At 55.6% G+C, this 22403-nt stretch carries 17 protein-coding genes and 1 tRNA gene; 16 read left to right on the top strand and 2 right to left on the bottom strand.

Annotated elements, in window-relative coordinates:
* The first annotated feature begins 234 nt into the window (after nt 1-234).
* Complete coding sequence (locus G7Y44_RS09115; protein WP_165249268.1) at nt 235-1587, top strand: ATP-binding protein; 1353 nt, start codon at nt 235-237, stop codon at nt 1585-1587.
* Between the two features lie 82 nt (nt 1588-1669).
* Complete coding sequence (locus G7Y44_RS09110; RefSeq protein WP_241159240.1) at nt 1670-1771, top strand: winged helix-turn-helix domain-containing protein; 102 nt, start codon at nt 1670-1672, stop codon at nt 1769-1771.
* A 111-nt stretch (nt 1772-1882) separates the two neighbouring features.
* Here the strand turns inward: G7Y44_RS09110 and G7Y44_RS09105 are convergent.
* Nucleotides 1883-1959: transfer RNA gene (locus G7Y44_RS09105), tRNA-Asp, on the bottom strand.
* Nucleotides 1960-2252: 293 nt separating this feature from the next.
* On the opposite strand from G7Y44_RS09105, the gene G7Y44_RS09100 reads away from it, so the two are divergent.
* From G7Y44_RS09100 to G7Y44_RS09070, 7 genes are all read left to right on the top strand, one after another.
* Complete coding sequence (locus G7Y44_RS09100) at nt 2253-4448, top strand: ABC transporter ATP-binding protein (protein ID WP_165249267.1); 2196 nt, start codon at nt 2253-2255, stop codon at nt 4446-4448.
* On the top strand, nt 4445-6310 hold the full coding sequence (locus G7Y44_RS09095) for an ABC transporter ATP-binding protein (protein ID WP_165249265.1): 1866 nt from the start codon (nt 4445-4447) through the stop codon (nt 6308-6310). The genes G7Y44_RS09100 and G7Y44_RS09095 overlap by 4 nt, the downstream gene beginning before the upstream one ends.
* A gap of 42 nt (nt 6311-6352) precedes the next feature.
* A complete protein-coding gene (locus G7Y44_RS09090; protein WP_165249264.1) occupies nt 6353-7033 on the top strand; it encodes an HAD family hydrolase in 681 nt (226 codons plus the stop codon).
* Nucleotides 7034-7377: 344 nt separating this feature from the next.
* The gene (locus tag G7Y44_RS09085; protein WP_165249262.1) at nt 7378-8973 is read left to right on the top strand and encodes a ribonucleotide reductase subunit alpha; all 1596 of its coding nucleotides are present in this window, start codon (nt 7378-7380) and stop codon (nt 8971-8973) included.
* A 2-nt stretch (nt 8974-8975) separates the two neighbouring features.
* The gene (locus tag G7Y44_RS09080; RefSeq protein WP_165249260.1) at nt 8976-9512 is read left to right on the top strand and encodes an RrF2 family transcriptional regulator; all 537 of its coding nucleotides are present in this window, start codon (nt 8976-8978) and stop codon (nt 9510-9512) included.
* Nucleotides 9513-9537: 25 nt separating this feature from the next.
* The gene (locus G7Y44_RS09075) at nt 9538-10422 is read left to right on the top strand and encodes an adenine glycosylase (RefSeq protein ID WP_206214458.1); all 885 of its coding nucleotides are present in this window, start codon (nt 9538-9540) and stop codon (nt 10420-10422) included.
* 3 nt (nt 10423-10425) lie between these two features.
* Nucleotides 10426-11004 (top strand): manganese efflux pump MntP, encoded by a 579-nt coding sequence (locus G7Y44_RS09070; RefSeq protein WP_165249258.1) that lies wholly within the window; start codon nt 10426-10428, stop codon nt 11002-11004.
* 326 nt (nt 11005-11330) lie between these two features.
* Here the strand turns inward: G7Y44_RS09070 and pheA are convergent, their stop codons facing one another.
* Nucleotides 11331-12182 carry a prephenate dehydratase gene (pheA, locus tag G7Y44_RS09065; protein WP_165045934.1) on the bottom strand — a complete coding sequence of 284 codons (852 nt, stop codon included), beginning with the start codon at nt 12180-12182 and terminating at the stop codon, nt 11331-11333.
* Between the two features lie 471 nt (nt 12183-12653).
* Here pheA and G7Y44_RS09060 point away from each other — a divergent pair, with 471 nt between their 5' ends.
* The 7 genes from G7Y44_RS09060 (at nt 12654) to G7Y44_RS09030 (ending at nt 22367) form a co-directional block, all read left to right on the top strand.
* Nucleotides 12654-15860 carry a molybdopterin-dependent oxidoreductase gene (locus G7Y44_RS09060; protein WP_165249256.1) on the top strand — a complete coding sequence of 1069 codons (3207 nt, stop codon included), beginning with the start codon at nt 12654-12656 and terminating at the stop codon, nt 15858-15860.
* The gene (locus G7Y44_RS09055) at nt 15860-16795 is read left to right on the top strand and encodes a 4Fe-4S dicluster domain-containing protein (RefSeq protein ID WP_165249254.1); all 936 of its coding nucleotides are present in this window, start codon (nt 15860-15862) and stop codon (nt 16793-16795) included. Before G7Y44_RS09060 ends, G7Y44_RS09055 begins: the two co-directional genes overlap by 1 nt.
* The gene (locus G7Y44_RS09050) at nt 16788-17549 is read left to right on the top strand and encodes a cytochrome b/b6 domain-containing protein (RefSeq protein ID WP_165045938.1); all 762 of its coding nucleotides are present in this window, start codon (nt 16788-16790) and stop codon (nt 17547-17549) included. The genes G7Y44_RS09055 and G7Y44_RS09050 overlap by 8 nt, the downstream gene beginning before the upstream one ends.
* Before the next feature lie 121 nt (nt 17550-17670).
* Nucleotides 17671-18549, top strand: a complete 879-nt coding sequence (locus G7Y44_RS09045; protein ID WP_165249252.1) for a formate dehydrogenase accessory protein FdhE — start codon at nt 17671-17673, stop codon at nt 18547-18549.
* A gap of 202 nt (nt 18550-18751) precedes the next feature.
* Nucleotides 18752-20020 carry a hydrogenase small subunit gene (locus G7Y44_RS09040; RefSeq protein ID WP_165249250.1) on the top strand — a complete coding sequence of 423 codons (1269 nt, stop codon included), beginning with the start codon at nt 18752-18754 and terminating at the stop codon, nt 20018-20020.
* A 6-nt stretch (nt 20021-20026) separates the two neighbouring features.
* Nucleotides 20027-21673, top strand: a complete 1647-nt coding sequence (locus G7Y44_RS09035) for a nickel-dependent hydrogenase large subunit (RefSeq protein ID WP_165249248.1) — start codon at nt 20027-20029, stop codon at nt 21671-21673.
* A 1-nt stretch (nt 21674) separates the two neighbouring features.
* Nucleotides 21675-22367: a cytochrome b/b6 domain-containing protein gene (locus tag G7Y44_RS09030; protein ID WP_165249246.1), complete on the top strand. Its 693-nt coding sequence runs from the start codon at nt 21675-21677 to the stop codon at nt 22365-22367.
* Nucleotides 22368-22403: the final 36 nt, after the last annotated feature.

Raw genomic sequence — 22403 nt, 5'->3', positions numbered from 1 at the left:
CGTTCTACCTGCTCGCGTCGCATTGATCTTCTTTCTTGCGGTGCCATCGTCACTTCCTTCCATCAGGTTGCAACAATTGTGGCACCTATCGGCTAGAAGCTAAATATGCGGGTGTTTTGACGCTCACGTTTAGTCGGGAAATAATATACTGTACTTCAAAACCTATTTTAGAAGTAGTAACATAAACTTGTTATCCGAACTTAGAAGTTACGCCATTACGCAAAGGATACCCATATGACCGATCTCTCTTCCATCGTGCGTGAATATCGAGAAGCCTCCCTGCCCGCGCTTATCGAACGGGACGAGGTTATTCGCGACCTCCCCTCACCACAGCGATTCAATTTAGTGGAGATCATCACTGGCATGAGGCGCAGTGGCAAGACGTTCTATCTCTTCCAGAAAATGAAGCAGCTCTTAGAGGCAGGCGTGCCACGCGAGCACATGTTCCATTTCAACTTTGCCGATGACCGCCTCAGTCCTATGGGTCCTCACATCATGGATGACGTGTTGAACGAGTACTGGCGGCAAGTGCCCGAAGCCAGAGAAAAAGGAGCCTACCTGTTCCTTGACGAAGTGCAGGAGGCTGACCAATGGCAAGGCTTCTGTCAACGTGTAGCCGAAATGGAGCAGGTAACGCTCGTTATCACAGGTTCGTCTTCGAAACTCTCGTCCGATGAGATCGCTACGCAATTTCGAGGGCGTTCTCACTCTCATGAAATACTGCCTCTCTCCTTTCGAGAGTACTGCCGCTTCGCCGGCATAGAGCGCATCGACATCGATCGGGGCGTATCTCCTCGAATGCAAACGCAGCTCGAGGGGATGTTCGACCGCTATCTGGTAGAAGGGGGCTTTCCCGGTGTGCAGGGCAAACGGGCAGAAGACAGGATAGAGCTTCTGCAGGGCTACGTGCGTGACGTAGTGGCGCGCGACGTGGCCGACCGGTTCGGGCGCGAGAACATTCGCCTGGCAAATCAGTTTGCTCTGTGCGGATTGCGTAACACTGCCTGTGAATTTTCAACGAACGGCCTGGTAGAGACTATGAAGGAACTCGGTTACACAATTTACTGGGAGAAGGCCAATCGTCTCGTTACGCTTCTCGAGCAGGCTTTCCTCTTCTTCGAGATGCCTGAGTACGCTGTCTCTCTCAAGCCTCAATCGACTGCGCTGCCGAAAGTGTACGCCATTGATCCCGGCATCACCTACGCGGTATCCCGAGCAAATCAACAGGATATCGGCAAGCGCTTCGAGACCGCTGTGTTTCTTGAGCTGCATCGCCGTCTTGTGGGCCGACGCATCGACACGCTCACCTCTTATACCATCCCTGACGCTTCCCGCCGAAAGGTCGATTTTCTTTTGGGAGACGCCCTCTCATCAGAGCCCTACGCGCTCATGCAGGTCTCGCTCGCCCTTGAAAGTGGGAAAACACGAACGCGCGAAGTCGGCTCCTTGGCAGCTGCGATGGGCGCAACCCGGCTTGAACGTGGCATCATCGTCACCCTGCGGGAAGAAGAGCGCTGCAAGACCGATGAGGGTAGCATCGACATCGTGCCCGCCTGGAAGTGGTTCTTGTCTTCGGAGTTGCCGTAGGGGTCGAGGGCTCTGATTAACGTTTGGGCACTAAAGCGCGATAATCAACCCCCCATCAGACTAGAACATCCAATTATGATTCATAAAGAAGCTACGCAGTAAAGTAGAGGACGATCCAACTGAGCCTCGCATTATCGAAACCGTTTGGGGGATTGGTTATCGTCTCGATCCAGAGGCGTGTTAGTGGCAGTCGTCAAGTGCCCTTTTCGGTCGCTGTTCGGGAAAAGTGAAACTTAACCGCCACTGTTTGGGCCTAATTACAAGAAAGTCCCGTTTCCGGGACTTCTAAATTCGATGGCGGGATGTACGAGACTTGAACTCGCGACCTCCGACGTGACAGGCCGGCGCTCTAACCAACTGAGCTAACACCCCGTGCTCAAACAGCTTGTACATGATACCCATCCGGCTCGTATCGCGCAAGGCTTTTCTTCAACTTTTTAGAATCTTGTTTAACAATGGCGTAACAGTGAACAGCTCGGTAATTCTCTCATCACGTTAGGTGCTACATTACCTTCTCGATAAGAGAAACTATAGTCATGCTTTGAGAGTCCTGTGGGTTGGCGGGACTCTTTGTATGCTGTAGGAAATCGAAGCGAGAGCGAAATGGGCAAGTGGAAGCGGGTGTGCCTCCAATCGAGTGCCCAGGCGAAAGGGGAGCGTGAGTAATGAGGCTGATCCGCTACTTGAAAGGGTCGGTGGCAGCCGTGCTTGTCATCGTTGCCTTGCTGATCGTGCAGGCTTTCACTGACCTGGCTATTCCGCGCTTTACATCGGACATCGTGGATGTTGGCATCCAACAGTCAGGAATAGAGCATGCGGCAGTTGAAGAGATGCGTACAGAAACGTATCGGGTTGTTTCACTGTTGGTTGATGCGTCCGATGAAGCGCTGCTACAAAGCTCGTATCGTGAATCGAGTGAGGGAACCTATGTGCTCACTGACGAAGGACATCAGCGCATAGACGAGCTCGATCGCGCGCTGTCGGTGCCCATGGCTTACATGGGTATGCTCGAGCGTGCTGACAGCACCGATATCGACCACCTCAAACAAGCCTTTGAGCAGGGAACATTATCGCGTGGAGACGCTCAAGCCAAGGTTGACAAGATGCTTGCGGAATTGGGCGACGGAAGCGACGCTCTTGTGTATCAGCAGGCACTGGCGGCAGCGAAGGCCGAGTACGAGGCGCTCGGATGGGATGTGGCCGGAATACAGTCTGCCTATCTGTGGCGCGTTGGCCTGCGCATGTTGGCCTTAGCGGCCCTGGGCATGGCGGCGGCAATCGGCGTCGGCTTCGTTGCTTCTCGCACGGCTGCGGGCATTGCCGCCAATCTTCGCGCGCGCCTGTATGGGCGGGTGCTATCGTTTTCGCACGCCGAGGTAGCGCGCTTTTCGCCCGCATCTCTTATAACACGGGGAACGAACGACATCCAGCTCATCCAGATGGTGGAGGTCATGCTACTGCGTATGGTGCTCTACGCGCCGATTCTCGCTATCGGCGGCATCGTCATGATCGCAACTACCAACGTGTCAATGGGTTGGGTTATCGCGCTTGCCGTGGTGGCCATCTTTGTAATCATCGGGCTTTTGATGAGTATTGCCATGCCGAAGTTCAAGATCATGCAGTATCTGGTTGATGGGGTGAACCGTACTGCTCGCGAGATGCTTGTAGGCTTGCCAGTCATTCGCGCGTTTAACCGACAAAACCACGAGCAAGGTCGTTTCGATAAGGCCAGCCGAAAGCTCATGGATACGCAATTGTTCACGAATCGGGTCATGACGTTCATGATGCCCGCCATGATGCTTATCATGAATGCCACGTCGGTTGCTATCGTGTGGGTGGGTGCGAGCTACGTTGATGCCGGCACAATCCAGACAGGTGACCTCATTGCCTTCATCACCTATTCTATGGTGGTTATCATGAGTTTTTTGGTCATTGGCATGATATCCATCATGCTACCGCGTGCCAATGTGGCAGCCGAACGTGTGGACGAGGTGTTAGGCACACAGGGAAGTATCGTTGACCCAGAAAAGGAAACCCAGGTAGCGAACATACCTGCGTCTGCCTTGGTTCCCTTAGCCGCCCGCATCGAGTTTCGCGACGTGAGCTTCCGCTACGGCGAAGGCAGCGAGCTTGCGCTCGACCAGGTGAGCTTTGTGGCTGAAGCCGGCAAGACTACTGCCATCATCGGATCAACCGGGTCGGGAAAGAGCACCATCTGTCGTCTCATTGAGCGTTTCTACGATGCGACGGAAGGACAGGTACTATTCGACGGCACTGACGTGCGCAATATGGCACAACGCGATCTGCGCCGTCAGATCGGCTACGTTGGACAGCAAGGCTTTCTGTTTAGCGGCACTGTTGAATCGAACGTTGCCTATACCGACGGCGGCCGCGCGCTTGAGCCACAGCGCATGCTCGACGCGCTTACAATTGCGCAAGCCGCTGACTTCGTGTCAGGCATGGGCGATGGCATTGCGGCTCCCATCAGCCAGGGCGGCACCAACGTGTCGGGTGGGCAGCGCCAGCGTCTCTCCATTGCTCGCGCGCTGTACCCCAAGGTGCGTGCCTATGTGTTTGACGATAGCTTCTCGGCGCTCGATTATAGAACTGAGGCGGCGCTGCGCCGTGAAATGGCGAAGCGTACAGACACAGCAACGGTGGTACTTGTCGCGCAGCGCATTGCGTCGGTCATGCATGCCGATTCTATTGTTGTGCTCGACGAGGGGCGCGTGGTGGGGCAGGGCTCCCATCGCGAGCTGCTGGAAACGTGCGAAGCGTACCGCGAAATAGCACAGTCGCAGCTTTCTCCCGAAGAATTGAAACCGCACGTCGTGCTGGCGAAGGGAGGTGACGCCCGATGAGTGAGCAAAACGTGCGCCCTGTACAGCGCCCCCACAGGGGACACGGGCCGATGCGGGGTATGATGCCCGGCGAGAAACCCAAGGACTTCCGTCGAACGTTGTCCCGCATGATTGCATTTCTCGGCGCTTTTAAGGTGCCGCTTGCTGCAGCGGTGCTGTTTGCCATTGGGTCGACGGTGTTCAGTATCGTCGGTCCGAAGGTGCTTTCGACAGCAACCACTGAGCTGTTTAGTGGTTTAGTAGCGAAGGTTGATGGCACGGGTGGTATCAATTTCGATACTATTGGCTCCATCCTGTTGGCTACACTCGGGCTCTACGCACTGTCAGCGGCATGCTCGTTTGCGCAAAGTTGGCTGATGACAGGCGTGTCGCAGCGGGTGTGCTACCAGCTGCGTGGCGAGATCGCACGCAAAATCGATCGCATGCCCACTTCGCGTTTCGACGAAACCTCTACCGGCGATGTACTTTCGCGCATTACGAACGATGTCGACGTGCTGGGGCAGAGCTTAAATCAAGGTGTCACGCAGCTTATCACCTCAAGCGTTACCATCGTAGGCGTGTTGGCCATGATGTTGTCTATCAACCCGCTTATGACACTCATTGCGCTTGGTATGCTGCCGATCTCTGCGGTGCTGGTAGGCATGGTGGTGAAAGTATCTCAGAAGCACTTCGTTCGCCAGCAGAATCTGCTTGGCAGGGTGAACGGGCTGGTTGAAGAAACGTTCTCCGGGTTCGAGGTGGTGAAGGCGTTTGGCTCCGAAAAATCTTGCGAGCAAACGTTTGAGCAGGTGAACGAGCGTTTGCGCGAGTCGGCGTGGAAATCGCAGTTCCTCACGGGCATGATGCAGCCGATCATGGGATTTGTGGGAAACTTAGGGTACATCGCAGTTGCCATATCGGGAAGCTTCTTTGCTGTTCGTGGTGTTGTGACTGTTGGCGACATTCAGGCGTTTATTCAGTACGTGAAGAATTTCACGCAGCCCATCACCCAGCTTACTCAGGTGTCGAACATGCTGCAGCAAATGGCTGCTGCCGCCGAACGTGTTTTCGAATTCTTAGACGAACCTGAAGCCGATGGTGTAGCAGATGACGTTGAAGCGGCGCGCATACGCGCCGAAGAGCTCACCTGCGACGTTGAGTTCGATCACGTGCGATTTGGCTACGATTCGGATAAGCCTGTCATCGGCGATTTTTCCGCGCACATCAAGCAAGGGCAAACGGTGGCACTTGTGGGCCCGACAGGCGCTGGTAAAACCACACTCGTGAAGTTGCTCATGCGATTCTACGACGTTCAGGCCGGTGCGATCCGCATTGGCGGTACCGACATTCGCGATCTTCCGCGAAGCTGCGTGCGCGAGTTGTTTGGTATGGTACTGCAAGATGCATGGCTGTTCGGCGGAACCATTCGGGAGAACATTCGTTACGGCAACCTTGACGCTACCGACGAGCAGGTAGAGCTTGTGGCACGCGCGGCGTACGTACACCGCTTCATTATGACGCTGCCCGACGGCTACGACACTGTCATCAGCGAAGATGCCGGGAATATTAGCCAAGGCCAGCGGCAGTTGCTCACTATTGCGCGGGCGATTCTGGCAAATCGGCGTATGCTCATTCTCGATGAAGCTACGAGCTCGGTTGACACCCGCACCGAAGAGCGTATCCAGAAAGCCATGGACAATCTGATGCAGGGGCGCACCTCGTTTATTATCGCGCATCGTCTGTCAACCATTGTGCAGGCTGATCTGATACTGGTTATCAACAATGGCGACATTGTGGAGCAGGGCACACACGACGAGCTGCTTGCGCTTGGCGGTTTCTATGCACAATTGTACAATTCACAGTTCCAGGGAAATACTGATTGATTCTCTGGGGAACCACAAGAAAACGTCGGAAGGCTTACGTTGATGATAAGCGATGCGCCGGTACGTCTGGCGGTATTCGACTTCGATGGAACCAGTATCCGGGGAAACTCCCCGGTTTTGCTGGTGCGTCATCTTGTGCGAAAGCGCATGCTTCCGCCAAGTGTGGTCGTGCGCATCCTGCTGTGGGCGGTGGCGTACAAGCTGCGCTTGCCGCAGAATGAGAGCTGGGTGCGCTGTTTGGTTTTTCGCGCGTTTGCGAGAAAGCCTGTCCGTGAGGTTGACCAGTTTTTACGCGACTTCTACGACAGTACGGTTGAAAGGCGCTTTCGGACGCAAGCCGACGAGGCAATGCATCAACATACCGAGGCAGGTGAAGTTGTGGTGGTGGTGTCGGCCACCTTCGAACCGCTGGTTTTGCGCGCTATGGAAAGCCACTCCTTTCAGTATCAGATATCAACACGAATGAAGGTGGCTGCCGACGAAACGTACACAAACGAGGTCGAAGGTTTACCGGTTGAAGGCGCCCGGAAGCTTTCAGCAGTGCGTGAGTTTGCTAATGCACAGTACGGGGAAGACGGTTGGAAACTGGCTTTCGCGTACGGTGACCACCATTCCGACCGCAGTATTTTACAGGCAGCTGAAACCGCCTACGCGGTTAACCCTGATCGGCCGCTTGCGCGTATGGCACGTCGATGTGGGTGGCCGGTGCTTCACTGGCGCTAGGGAAATACTGATTAAAGCCGTCTTGTCCTGCGCGGGCGGGGCGGATGCCCGAAGGTCGAAAACCGAGAGCGCGCACTGACGTGCGTAAACGAGGTTTTAGACTTTCGGGCGCTGCCCCGTACGTGCAGGGCTGACGGAATTAATCAGTATTTCCCTAGGGATTATCTGCGTGTGTCAAGGGTTTTTGTAGCACGTCGCTCGGTCACCGCGTAGGCGTACAGTGGCGCTTGCAGTCTTTGTGCAGTGGTCGCATTGCTGTAACGCGTCGGATACAATGTTAGTTTGCGACACTTCAGTTACGATAGAAGCATACGAGTCATGCGTATAAGCAAAGGAGGTTGGGTATGTTTGAAAACGACGGATCTGCGTCACCCAGCCAAAACGATGAATACCGGCAATCGCCCCAAGACTATCTGATGCAAGCCGAGTGTGCTTGCGCAAGCGGCGATGAGGTGCTTGGCATGCATCTGTATCTGGCGGCGTTCGAGCGGCTCTCGCACGAGGGAGGCTCTCCTGCTGCTACTGAGGCAGCGCTTGCCAGCCTGAAGAGCGCGTGGGATCTTGCGTGTAAATTGCGTGAGCGTACCATCGCTGAATATGTATTCGAACGCTTAGGACACTTCCTTAAGCCCGATGAGGTAGATGCGTGTGCGTTACAGCTTCAAGACCTTGCGTTTGACAAGCTACAGGAGTTCGGGCTTACGCGTGAGGATTTGCAAGGAGTCACCGATCTGATCGCACAAGAGGCGCGCGCAGCTGTAGGCGACGTTCTCGCGCAGGATATCGATCTGCGCATGGATGAAACTGATGCTCTTCGCGCCGCTGTACAGGAAGGCGAAAGCGATACGACAGTGGTGTCTTCTGCGGTGTCCCCAATGGTACCTGCAGCGTCGTCTACGTCAGACACGTCGAGGGTATCGAAACCCCTCATCAAGAGCATCACGCCCCTCACAATCAATGTTCCCAAGGCTACCACCTCTGCCGGCGGGCATGCGCAAAGCGCAACGACTGTCGAACGCGTGCGATACAGCGACCTTGTTGGGTTCGACCGCGCTATTGCGGCTATGCGCAGCCATGGTGTGGGCATGCAGAAAGACCCTCAGTTCCAGCAGTTGGTTGAGCTACTTAACAAGCGTCACGGCGTTGAGGGCATGCCCGTCTGTGACGCACTCCTGTTCAGCTCTCCTGCTCGTGAAGATGCTGCCCGCTTCATGGAGGCAACGTTTGGTGAGTTGGAATTGCCGGGCGTTCGTATGCGCATGGATGAGGGCATTTCTGGTATGCCAGTCTTGTGTGTGATGTCGCAATCTGACAACCAACCAAAACTCAACGCTGCGAAAAACGGTTTCGACGGCGAAGGGGTGCTGTTGCTCGAAGACATCGATTTGTGGGTGTCGCCGTTTGTTGACCAACAACCTGCTGAGGACTTAGGCGGGCTTCTTATTGCGAGCCTGTCGCGTGGTGCTCGCGAGGCTATGAATCTTATCCGGTCGGCCGTGGAGCACCCAGGTGTTCACGTGCTTGCTTCGATGTCGAGCATTGGCGAGGTTGACCCGTTCTTCCTCGATATGCTTGAACCGCTTACTGTCATCGACATTGAGCTGCCTAATGCTAAGGAGCGTGCCGACATTTGGATGGAAATCGCTCGCAAACATCCCTCTATGCGCGGCATCGACCGCGCCGCACTCGTGCGACATTCGGCGAACCTTCCTCGTTTCGATTTGTATATGGCGGCGAAGGAAGCCGTTGATGAGGCATATCGCGATAGCTTAGCGGTACGTGGGTACGTTCCCGTCACTGCGAGTAACCTGTTTGAGAAAATTGCAGCCTACCAGCCGCTCGAATCGCCTGAGTACCGCCGTTTAGAAGATGAGGTGGTGGGTTCTCTGCGCAACGACTTTGATGAGCTTGAGCGCTATATGAACGGGGAGATTAGCTGACAATGGATATAACCAAGCGTTCCGATTACGCATTCCGCATGCTGAGAGCGGCCTACGATAATCTTGGTACGCTCGTGTCAGTGGCTGACGTTGCTAAGACCGAGGACATTCCGTACTCGTTTGCGCGCAGCATTCAGCATGATTTAGTAAAAGGTGGCCTGTTGAAGACCGCCCGCGGATCGAGCGGCGGATTTTCGCTTGCGTGTGATCCTCGAACCACTACGCTCCTTGACGTGGTTGAAGCAGTGCAGGGTCCGGTTGTTGTGGCGCCGTGTTCATCACATGCCGATATGTGCGCCTTCAGCGATGGTTGCGCGTACAATCAGCTGTGGGCAGGTGCGAGTGCGATGTTAAACGCCTACTTCGCTTCTATCACGCTGCACGATCTGTTTTGCTTGAAGGCCGACCATCCGTCGATCCGCTGTGCGAAGGCAGGGGCTGGGTTTAAGGCGTGCACAGGTTCCGGCGTTGGTAATTTCTCGTGTGGGGACGTTATGGCGGTTGGTACTCCGAATGGCACCAACAGTGACTGCGCATAAGCGGGAAGGGGTGGCTTGCTCGCATATGTCCGCACAAGACATGTGGCCGTCGTGTGTGCTCACACCCGATCAATTCGCCGAGCGCGTACTTGAGCAGGGCGAAGCCCATTTCAGAGAACTACCGTGGCGCTTTATTGACGACGCGTATGGTGTGCTTGTGTCTGAGGTTATGCTGCAACAAACCCAAGTTCCGCGTGTGCTTGCGCGCTGGCCTCGTTTTATGCGAGTGTTTCCTTCCATTGATGCGTTGGCAGCTGCCGCCACCTCTGATGTGCTGGCGGAATGGCAGGGGCTTGGTTACAACCGCCGCGCGTTGGCGCTCAAACGTGCTGCCGAATTATGTGCAGCGAACTATGCCGGGAAGCTGCCCGAATCGTATGAGGAACTGTTGGCGTTGCCCGGCGTAGGGCCAGCGACAGCGGCGGGGGTCATAGCATTCGCTTTCAATCGGCCATCCGTGTATGTGGAAACCAACGTGCGAGCGGTTTTCCTACATGAGGTGTTTCCTGACCGTGATCAGGTTCCCGATCGCGAGATTGCCCCGTTGGTTAAGCTCACGTGCCCGACACATGATCCGCGGCGTTGGTACTACGCGCTGCTCGACTATGGTGCACACCTGAAGGCGACGTTGCCGAACCCGTCGCGACGCAGCGCCCATTATGCCAAGCAGAGCGCGTTTGAGGGGTCGCGTCGCCAGAAGCGTGCAGAGCTGGTGCGTATTGTACTTGCAGGTGAGTCGGTTTCGCGCGCGAAAGCTGCCGCTGCGCTGGATGAATTTGAGCGATCGCACGGACGCGGTCCACTTCATCCCGATCACTTCGAATCGCTGGTTGCTGATTTAACTGCCGAAGGCTTTTTTGCCGATGAAGGCGGGGTTCTTTGCGTTGACGGTACGGAAAGCGAGGGTTGATCAATGGGATTCGTGGAGCTGTTTTTGATAGCCATTGGATTGTCGATGGACGCGTTTGCCGTATCGGTATGCAAGGGCCTTTGTATGAAGCGGGTCAACTGGGCGCATGCACTCGTGATAGCGGTGTTCTTTGGGGGCTTCCAGGGGCTTATGCCCGTGATCGGTTGGGCACTTGGCACGCAGTTTGCTCCATTTATTACGCCGGTTGACCACTGGATTGCCTTTGGTTTGCTTGCTTTCATTGGCGGTAAGATGTTGTGGGATGCGTTCCATGAAGACGAAGAAGCACTGGAATGCCCGGCTGAGCAGCGTCTCGATCTGCGTGAACTCGTGATGCTCGCCATCGCCACAAGTATCGATGCGCTCGCCGTGGGTATTACGTTTGCGTTCCTTGGCGTGAATATTGTTGCCGCTGCAGCGCTCATCGGCGTGACTACCTTCGCGCTCTCCTTTGTGGGCGTAGCAATTGGCAATCAGTTCGGTGCGCGCTTTGAGAAGCCCGCAACCATCGCAGGCGGTGTAGTACTTATTCTCATTGGCGTTAAAATCCTGCTCGAACATTTAGGTGTGCTCACCCTGTAGGGAGTATGCGCACAAGCTGGTTCACGCGCAGACGACACACCCTGCTCATACAGGCTTCGCTTTGTGAAACAGCCCACTGGGCTGTTTCAGTCGCTGCAGAACTGCGCGTGGTGTGTCGTCTGCGCGTGAACCAGCTTGCACACAACATGCGGTAGGGTGAGTGGAAACTGGGTGGTGCTCATAAAGCGAGTTCCGCACGAGCCGAAACGCCCGGTGGGCGTTTCGTGCGAGCAGGACTGTTTGAGCGACTGAGTGCTGCCCAGCTTCCACTCACCTGGACAACTGCATGCATGGTACGCCGTCTGCGCGTAAACCACCCCTGCGTTCTAATCCATGGGGTAGCTGCCGATAACCTTTACTTCGCGCAGTTTCAAGCGCAGGCAATTTAGCGCGGTTTGTACCGATAGATCATTGACGCTGCCCTCAAACTCGATGAAGAACATGTAGTCGCCGAGCACCTGCTTGGTGGGTCGCGACTGGATCATCGACAAGTTAATGCCCGCATAGGCGAATTCCGACAAGATCATATGCAACGCACCCGCCTTATCTCGCTGCAAGAACAGCGCGAGCGTAGTCTTGTAGCGAGATCCGGTAAGTTGCGGTGCGCTGCCGGGTTGCCCGATGAGGGCGAACGACGTCTGGTTTCCGCAGTGATCTTCAATGCCGCGCTCAACCACCTTCGCGCCGTAGAGTTCAGCGGCGTACGCGTTTGCTATGCCGGCAACACATTTGTCGCTCACAGCCAAGCGTGCGCTTTCTGCAGTCGACGACGTAGAAATAGTCGTGCGTCCTGGCAATTTTGCGGCGATGAACTTGCGACACTGCGCGAGTCCTTGGGTATGCGATGCGACGGTAGTCACGTCATCAATGCATGCATCCGGGTGAAGCACTAAGCAGTGATGAATGTCTACCACATGCTCGGCGAGGATGTTTGCCGACGTGTTAAAAGCGAAGTTGTCGAGCGTGGCTGTGACTGGCCCCTCGATGGAGTTTTCCTTGCCCACTACACCATAGGTACATTTTCCACGGTTCACGTAATCGAACACGTCATCGAACGACACGCATTCCACAAACGTGGCGTCTTCAAGGCCCATGCGTTTGGCGAAGGCACAGGCTGCTTCGTTGCAGTAGGTACCTTTCGGGCCAAGGTATGCGATAGAAACCGGTTGCGTGCTCATGCGTTCTCCTTGATTGTTCGATGCCTTCGGTATGTCCGACGTCACTTTGCGGGCTTGTTCGGAATTTAAAGCGCTATGATAGCCCACTTTTTCGCTCGGGTGTGTGCTCGACGTTGCGCGAGCGAAACATTTCCCATTCTGCGGCTGGGTAATTTGTGTCCGTGAATGGTCCGACCCGAAATATGGTCGGGCCGTTTATCGAGTATGACGCCCGAAGTGTCCCGAAGTGCCATCCGCTGGGGTTGTTTGCGTTTACAGCATGCATAATTTCAAATAGACCGCATGGTGTTTTACCGCGAGTTGGGTCGCCGTTATCGCATGCTCTGGCAGGTTCTGTCAGGTGCATCGTATAGACGGCGTGCTCGATTCACGAAAAACATTTTCTTCGGAATTTTGAGGGGATGAGCCGAGGAAGAGGGAGGCCATGCGTACATACGGCGAAAGCCGACAATAAGAGGAGGGAGAAACAGTATGGACCTGACACGCAGGGGCTTCTTCACAGCAACTGGTGCCGCCTTCGCTGCGAGTATGGCGTTTGAGCTGAGCTCGCAATCGAGCGCGCTCGCTGTTGAGCCCGCATCCGATTGGAAACTCGTAAACACCGAAGAACGCACCAATGTTTGCTGCTATTGTGCTGGAGGATGCGGTTCCTTGTGTTCGGTGCGCGATGGCGAGCTAATCAACGTTGAAGGAGATCCAGATCATCCAGTCAACAAGGGCGGATTATGCCCGAAGGGCGCTTCGATGTTCCAGCTGCGCAACATCGTCGACCCGAAAACGCGCGAGGTGATGAAAAACCCTGGTCGTGTGACGAAGCCCATGGTGCGCCGCCCTGGCGCATCTGAATGGGAGCCGATCACCTGGGATGACGCCGTCGCAGAAATCGCGCGCAAGGTGAAGGAAACGCGTGACGCCACCTTCGTAGAAACCGAGGACGGCCTAACCGTCAACTGGACCCCTGGCATTGCAAGCCTGGGCGGTTCGCAGCAGAACTCCGAGGAAGAGTACCTCATCACGAAGATGATGCGCTCGCTTGGTGTCGTTGCGATCGACAATCAAGCCCGTGTTTGACACGGCCCAACTGTCGCCGGTCTGGCGGCATCATTTGGTCGTGGTTCGATGACGAGCCATTGGTGTGACTTTAGAAACACCGACGTCATCTTGCATTGCGGTTCAAATTCTGTCGAGAATCATCCGGTTGGCTCTAAGTGGCTGAACAAGGCACATGAGCTTGGAGCGAAGTGGATCGTGGTCGATCCTCGTTACACCCGCACAGCTGAAATGGCCGATATCTACTGCCCTATTCGATCGGGTACGGACATCGCGTTTTACGGTGGCATGTTTAACTACATTATCGAACGCCTCATCGAGCCCAATTTGGCCGATTACCTGGCGGGCAAGGAAGTTCCCGACTATAACTTTGAGTACTTGCTCAACTACACCAATGCCAGCTACTTACTCGATCCCGAATACGATTTCGACGTGGAATCGGGCTTGTTCTCAGGCTTCGACGAGGCAACCAAGAGCTATTCCAACAACTCGTGGCGCTACCAAACCGATTCCGTTGAAGAATGGGATACAACTGGCGCATACGCATGGGCGGTTGCCGATGGCGTGCCTGAATTCACGCCGCCTGTTGTTAAACATCCCAAGCGAGATATGACGCTTGCCGATCCGATGTGTGTGTACCAGCAGCTCAAAAACCACTACACTCGTTACGACCTGGACACCGTGTGCAACATTTGCGGCATGGATAAAGAAACACTCGAGCTTGTATACGAAACGTATTCGGCAACGGCGGCTCCCGGCAAGGCGGGCATGATCCTGTACGCGCTCGGCCAGACGCAGCACACCTATGGTGCTCAGAATACGCGCGCCATGTCGGTTATGCAGCTGCTGTTAGGAAACGTTGGCGTGCCGGGCGGTGGAGTGAATGCGTTACGCGGCGAACCGAACGTTCAGGGCGCAACCGACATGGGCATGCTCGTTAATGAGCAGCCGGGATACCTGAAATGGGCAAACACCACCGATCGCTCGTCGTTGCGCAAGTGGCTCGAGTCTCAAACGAATTCGGACGGTTATTACACCAACAAGCCCAAGTTTATGATCTCGGCACTCAAGGAATGGTTTGGCGACGCCGCCACGGTGGACAACGACTACGGCTACGACTGGTGGCCAAAAGTTCCTTCCAAGAAAACCGATCCGGACTACACACATGTTTCCACGTTCGAGCTCATGAGCCAAGATGTCATCAAGGGCTTCTTTTGCTGGGGTATGAACCCGTGCCATTCCGCACCGAATGCATCCAACGTGCGTCGTGCTATGGCGAATCTCGATTGGCTCGTGGTAGCCGATCTGGTTGCCACTGAGTCTGCCACCTTCTGGAAGGCACCCGACATGAACCCGGCCGACATTAACACCACGGTGTACTTCCTGCCGGCTGCACTCATTTATGAGAAGCCGGGTATTGTCGTAAACTCCGGCCGCTGGCTGCAATACCGCTACCAATCGTTAGAGCCATGGGAGGAAGCCAAGCCCGACTTCGAGATGTGTGATCTTCTGTGGACCGAAATATGCAGGCTCTATGAGGACGAGGACGGCGCAAACCCCGACCCCATTCTCAACACTAAGTGGGACTACTACATCGACGGCAAGATAGACCCGCGCACCGTTGCGTGGGCGCTGAATGGCTACCGCATTTCAGATTCCAATCTCGCCGAAGGCAAGGTTGACTTGCTTCCCAGCTATTCGAAACTGGCCGCCGATGGCTCCACTGCGTGTGCTATGTGGATCTATTCCGGCTTCTGGAACAACAACAACGCCCCGCTCGACCCGAGCGCTCAGCCTGTCGGTCGGCGAGACAACAACGACGAATCGGGTTTGGGCTTGTACTCCAATTGGGCGTTCAGCTGGCCGGCAAACCGCCGCATTCTATATAACCGCAATTCGGCTGACATGAATGGCAAGCCGTGGGCTGCCGACAAGAAGCTTGTGGAATGGACGGGGGAGAAGTGGGATCTGGTGGATCAAGCCGACTTTGTTGCCGCCAATAACGGCGTACCCGTTCCCCCCGACGATAAGTCGTTCTTCATGCTGTGGGAACAAAACGCCCGGCTGGAAAGCTATGGCATGGTGGACGGACCCTTGCCGGAATTCTATGAACCCTTTGAGAGTCCAGTAGGCGAAAACTTGCTCAATGGCGCTTTGTCTTCACCGTGCATGTCGTTTGCCGAATACGAATCGACCAAGCACGGCGATGCGTCCGATTACCCGATTGTGGCCACCACCTATTCGGTGACTGAGCAATGGCAGGGCGGAGGACAAACTCGCATGTGTCCGGCGCTTGTGGAGGCTATGCCCGCACAGTTTATTGAAATATCCGAAGAACTGGCTGCCGAGAAGGGAATCGAGTCGGGTGACAAGGTGCGCGTGTTCAACAATCGCGGATCGGTTGAAGTTGCTGCAGTTGTCACCAAGCGTGTAAAACCGTTGCAGGTACATGGCGGTCAGCAACATCTGGTGGGACTTACGCACCACTACAGCTGGGCCGGCGTGTTCGGAACTGAGGCTGCCACCGTGAATGACCTGACTCCGAATGTGGTCGATCCTAATTCGTTCACGCCCGAGTACAAAGCCTTCCTCGTCAACATCGAGAAGGCCACGGGAGGTGAGAGGTAATGGCTGAGAAAGCGATCCTATTCGACACATCACGCTGTACAGGCTGCCATGCGTGCCAGATCGCGTGCAAGTGTTGGAATGTTTTGCCGTCCCCGACGAGACTCAACGAGAATACGTTTAGCGGAACCCATCAAAACCCGCCCGACCTTAATGGCGCAACGCGGTTGATTATGACGTACAGCGAAGCGGATGGTGCGCTGCCGAACAAGCCGGTTGCCTGGGCATTTGGTCGCCGTTCTTGTCAGCACTGCACCGATGCGCCGTGTGCGTCCATCTGTCCGTCGGGAACCTTGTACGTGCACGAAGAAAGCGGCATGGTGACTGTTGATGCCTCGAAGTGCGTCGCCTGTCACTATTGCGTTACGGCCTGCCCCTTCGACGTGCCACGCTACAATGGCATGCAGGGTAAAGTGAATAAGTGTACGGGGTGCGTTGATCGCATCGAACAGGGTATAGCTCCGGCTTGTGTGTCCACGTGTCAACCCGAAGCACTTTCCTTTGGCGATCGCGACGAGATGCTGGCCGAAGCCGAGAAACGCCTCGCGATGCTGAAAAGTCGCGGGTACGAACATGCCGTCATCTATGGTGCCGAAGAGATAGGCGGTCTGCATGTCATTCAGGTGTTTAAGTACGGCGTTGAGGCACACGGTCAGGTTCTCGACCCGAAGGTAAGCCCCATTACCACACTTACCAACATCATGAAGCCCGTCACGGGCGTGGTGGCAGGTGCTACCGTGATTGGTTTGGCTGTCATGTTCGGTTTGGCCGCTGGCTACAAGCGCGACAAGTTAGCGTACAACGCCGAAACCGAAGACACGATTAGTCTTGAGACAGGTGAGGTTATAAAGCACGGCGACGGCCAAGACACCGAGTCCGTTAAAGAGCACATCACCTGCAACCTGCCTATTGGCAAGAAGGGGGGCGACCATGAGTAACGCACGTGTTCAAGTTACGCCCGAACAAGCTGCGAGTGATCAAAGGTTTTTAACAGCTCGCAAGCAGAAGGGGACCGAGCGCTATATCGTTCGCCATTCCAAGCAGGCGCGCATCACGCATGACGTCACTATCATCGCATGCCTGTTGCTGTGCGTCACGGGCTTGTTTGTGTTCGTGCCACCTCTTACGCAGTTGGTCGGTGCCGATGTGGTGTTTGTAATACGTATGAGCCACCGCGTGATCGGTGTGGTATTCGTGGCAGTTCCGCTCATCAGTGCCATCATGGCACCGAAGGGTGTGGCGCACATATTCAAGAACCTCTTTGCCAAGTGGGATTCCGATGACAAGAAGTGGATGATTCTGTTCTTCCCCTACCTATTTATGGCGAAGTGGATTCACATGCCCGATCAGGGTGAGATAAAGAGCGGCCAGCGTTTTGCCGACGGCATGCTGTGGTTTGCAGGCGCACTCATGGGTATTACCGGCATGGTGATGCTCTTAGGTTCCACTGTGTTTACCTTGGGCGGTGACGCGTACGCTGTCGTGTTGCTTCTGCACGACATTGGGTTCTTCTTGATTGCCGTGTTCGGCATGGCACACATCTTTTTGGGTGCAGGAATCTTCCAGCCCTACCGCGGCACCCATAAGCTTATGTTCGGTGATGGGCTCGTGTCTGAGTCCGACGCTTTATACCACTGGGGCCACTGGGCTCGCAAAGAGCTGAAAAACGGAAAGAACGTTGTCGAGAAGTAAACGTCGCACCAACCCCGCTCGTTCCCGCAAGGGGCGGGCGGGGTGGTGTACCTGTCATGTGGTGTGCCTACGATGTGGTTTGCCGGTCGTGTGGCGCGCCGTAGTATAAAGGAGCTGCCCTGTGAATTTGAAACGTATCGACGCAGCTATTGCCGCGTACGCCGACAAGCTCGACACAGCTGACCTGGCGCGATTGGCGTTCTTCCGCACGCTGTGGGGTGTACAGGCAGCTTGTTCGGAAGAGATGCCTGTCCAGGTTACGTGGGAGGCACCGGCTCCGGTTGACGTTCTTGTTGCCTACAGGGAAGGTCGCGCCATATTTGATCTTGCACCGGTACCTGTTGATGCCGATGCGCTCATTGCGACGCTTGGTAAGCTTGCGGAAGTGTTTAACGATACAGGCGGTTTTCCCGCCGATACGATAGCGGCGTTTGCTCGTGTGAAGTGGGACTCTGTGGTGCTTCAATCCGATTGTGCGCTTGCGGGTTCAAACCCAAGTGCGTGGCTCGCCAAGGTTGCAGCTGTACTTATTAGTGGCAGTATGACCGGAGATCAGGCGCTCCTTGGTGCTTTGACGGCAAGTTTGGCTCTTAAAGTGCAGCTTGAGCAGCCTGCCCAGGCAGCCATGATCGCATTACGCACAGCCGGTGTCACCGAGCCACGTCCGCTTCTGTGCCCTGTGTGCGGTAGTGCCCCTACGCTTGCGCATGTGGGCGCGAACACGTCATCATCAGGTCGTGGACGCGTGCTGGTTTGTCCGCAGTGCGCCTGTACCTGGGAGTTCGAACGCGTTCGCTGTGCACAGTGCGGAAACCGCAGCCAAGAGCGCCTGTACTTCTACAGTATTGCAGGCGATGATGCCCACCGCCTTGCCACATGCGACGAATGCGGTGGCTACATTCGCACGCTCTATTCCGAAGAGGGGTCTCTCTTGCCGTGCTCCTACGAAGTTGAGGACGTGGTGATGGCTCGCCTCGACGCTCTTGCACGAGCGCGGTAGCGGCCGATACGTTGCGGATGCTTGTATCCGCATGCCGTAAGACATCGTTTCCAATTTGTTACCTGTGAGTGATATCGTAACATTATTGTGCCTTTTACAGAATATACCATCCTTTTCATGCATTGTTTCGCCTTCTTTTTCACAAATTGCGTCACAATACCTTCGCAATTGGAAGACGAGAACACCTAAAGGAGGTGTGCACATGGAAACAGAGGCCACTGTCTCCGAGTTTCAGAATCTGCTTTCCGCGCGGGGGGTATCGCGCCGCAGCTTTGTGAAGCTTTGCGGAGCCGTTGCCGCCGCTGCTGGCCTGTCGGGTTTGACCGGTCCACACGTGGAACGTGCCCTTGCCGACACCGTCATCGGGGCGAAGTCGGGAAACCTCTATCCCGTCATTTGGATTGAGGGAGCGTCTTGCACGGGCTGCACCGAGTCGTTCGCGCAGGTTGAGACGCCCGATGCGGCAAGCATCGTGCTGGAGATGATTTCGCTAAACTACTCCGAAACGCTGTCTGCGGCTGCGGGTCATTCGATGGAGGAAGCAAAAGCGCAAACCATTGAGGCTGGAAACTACATCCTCATTTACGAGGGAGCCGTGCTGAAGGGCTGGGAGGGCCAAGCGCTTCGCGTTGCCGACGCGCCGGGAACCGAACATCTGGAGGAAGCCGCTCGCAACGCAAACGCTGTCGTTGCGTTGGGTTCTTGCGCCGTTAACGGTGGTTGGATGAGCGCTACGCCGAACTCCGCTGGCGCACTTGGCGTGCAGCAGTACCTCGAAGAAGTGGGCATTGATGTTCCCGTGGTGAACATCCCCGGATGTCCGGCGAACCCTGAATGGCTCGTGTCGGTACTGGTTGACGTGGTGCTGATGAAGCTTACGCCCGCAGAGCTCGATCTGAACTCGCAGGGCAAACCCGCCGGCATTTTCGATCAGACCGTACATGATAACTGCGAGCGCCGTGGGCACTTCGAGAACGGCGAGTTCGTGTATGAGTTCGGCAGCAAGGAAGAGGCGTTGGGCTACTGCCTGTATCCGCTTGGCTGCCGCGGCCCGCAGACCAAGTCGAATTGTGGCGTAACGCTGTGGAACAACCGCCGCAGCTGGTGTGTGCAGGCGGGTGCGCCCTGCATCGGTTGCTGCGAGGCTAATCCAGCTAACATCAACGACAACTGGGTCGAGATGAACACGCCCTTCTACAAGCGCCATCGCGATTTCCGCATTGGCGACTGGGCAATTCGCCCCGATACCATTGCGCTGGGGCTGACCGGTTTGGTTGCTGGTGCGTTGGTTATCCATGGCTTCGGTATGAAGATGACCGGGCGTATGGATGGCGGCGCTGACTTCGAGGAAATCCGCGCATGGGACGCCAAGCATCCCGACAAATCCATTGGTAAGTACGATCCCGAGGTTGTCGCAGCTGCCCGCAAGGGCAAAGGCGGTACCGCGGCTAATGAAGAAGAGGGGAGGTAAGCTGGTATGACCCGTTCGGTTATCGACCCGATCACCCGTATCGAAGGCCATCTCCGCGTTGAGATGGAAGTCGAGCATGGCGAGGTTACCGATGCGTGGGTGTCGGGCGGCTGCTTCCGCGGCATGGAACTTGTCGTGCAGAACCGCACTCCGGAAGATGCCGCGCAGATTGTTCAGCGCATCTGTGGCGTGTGCCCGGTGTCTCACGCGCATGCTTCCAGCATTGCCGCCGAGAAGGCCTACGGCATCACCATTTCCAACAATGCTCGCATCGTGCGCAACCTCATCGAGGGCGCGCAGTTCTTGCATAGCCATATCTTATGGTTCTACAACCTGGCGGCACTTGATTACGTGAACCCCTTAAACGCGCTCAAGGCCGATCCCGAGGACGCCGTGGCGCTTGCCATCGAAGCGGAAACGTCCATGAATACCGATTTCTTCCAGCTGAAGAATCGCTTGAAGACGTTCGCCGACAATGGCCAGCTGTCTATCTTCTCGGGTAACTGGTTCGAGGCTGATGGCGGCAAGGCGTACAAGCTTTCGCCTGAACTCGACCTCATCTGCACTGCCCACTATCTTGAAGCGCTGAAGATGCAGGCACGTTCTTCTGAGATCGCTGCACTTCTGGGTGGCAAGATGCCTCACATCATGACGCTTGTGCCGGGTGGTACGGCGTTTGTGCCCACCGAGCAGAAGCTCGATGATCTGAAGGCGCTTGTGGACGAGGTGTACAACTGGGTGTCCACCACCATGATTCCCGATACGTTGGCTATCGGCGCAAACTACATGGAAGCACTGGAGTTCGGCAAGGGCTGCGGACGCTATATTGCTTGGGGTGTGTTTGAGAATCAGAGCATGCAGCTGGCTGACCGTTATCTGCCCATGGGTGTGCTCGATGAGAAGCTTAATCTGAGCGATGTTGAAGAGAGCAAGATCAAAGAGTACATGGGCCGCTCTTGGTACAAGGGCGACGAGGAATATGAGTCGCCGTACTTCGTCACCGAGCCGGAGTTTACTGGCTACGACGTGAACGACCGCTACACGTGGGTGAAGTGCCCCAATTACGACGGCAAGCCCATGGAGGCGGGTGGTCTGGCGCGTATCCTGGCAGCTTACAAACGCGGTGTGCCTTTCATCAAGGACGGCGTCGACGACATGCTACGCGCGCTGGGTGCTCCGGGTGATTTGTCTGTTGCGCAATCGACGCTTGGTCGTACGGCATTGCGTCAGCTGGAAACGCTCTACATTGCCACACTTATGAAGGAATGGGTTGATGAACTGATTGAGGCTGTGAAGGGTGGGGACAGCGAGTACTTCCGCGCACCCGAAACCGACACCGGTTCCGGTACAGGCTTCTGGGAGGCTCCGCGTGGTGCGCTCTATCACAGTGAAAAGGTAAAGAACGGTCGCATTGAGGGTTATCAGATTATCATTCCGTCTACGTGGAACCTTGCTCCTATGAATAAAGATGGCGAACATGGCCCCATGGAGCAGGCACTTATCGGCTGCCCGGTGGAAGATGTGGAGATGCCTATCAACGCGCTGCGTACCGTGCATAGCTTCGACCCCTGCACCGCCTGCGCGGTTCATGTAACCGAGCCGGCTACAGGCAAGAGCTTCGAAACCGTGACGAATCCTTGGGGGGTGAAGTAGCATGGCGCATCTTGCTCATTATCGCGAGGCTCATCCATTGGTGTTCGTCGTCACGCACTGGATCAACCTCGTCTGCATGATCCTGCTCATCCTGTCGGGTATTATCATCCATTATCCGGTGATCCCTGGCATCATGGGACTGTGCCGCGGCCTACACATCTTCTGCGGCATCGTTCTGTTTGCGAACTGCTTAGCGCGCGTGATCATGGCCTTCTTTGTGAAGACCGCACCGACCGGCGGCACGCGCAAGCAGGTGCCCGACTACAAGACCTGGCTGCCACAGGCTGATAACCGCCATCAGGGCATTCAGTGGGTGAAGTACTATCTGTTCCTCAAGAAGGATCATCCGCTGGGCGCTAAGCTGGGTGTGCCTCAGAAGATCAGCTACTTGCTGATTCCAATACTTATCGTGCTCATGTTCTACACGGGCTTGGCTCTGTGGGCTCCCACGATGAACTTCGGCATTTTCGCTGCAGGTACTACGCTTGTTGGTGGCCTGATGAACATGCGTATCATCCACTACTTCCTGATGTTCGTGTTCATCATCTTCATGTTCATTCACGTGTACCTGGCAAATGTCGAGGGCTTTGCTCCCACGGCACTCATGTTCATCCGCAAGGAACATGGTGGCCTGGTGTACGATCCCGATCGTCACGTGATCGTAGGCGAAGACGACCTTGGTCACAAGGAATAAAACACGTCGTGGTTGACATGTGCGGCGGTCGTCGGA

The sequence above is a fragment of the Adlercreutzia sp. ZJ141 genome, from assembly GCF_011038965.1.
GTDB lineage: Bacteria > Actinomycetota > Coriobacteriia > Coriobacteriales > Eggerthellaceae > ZJ141.
This window is presented reverse-complemented; position numbering and strand designations above follow the sequence as displayed.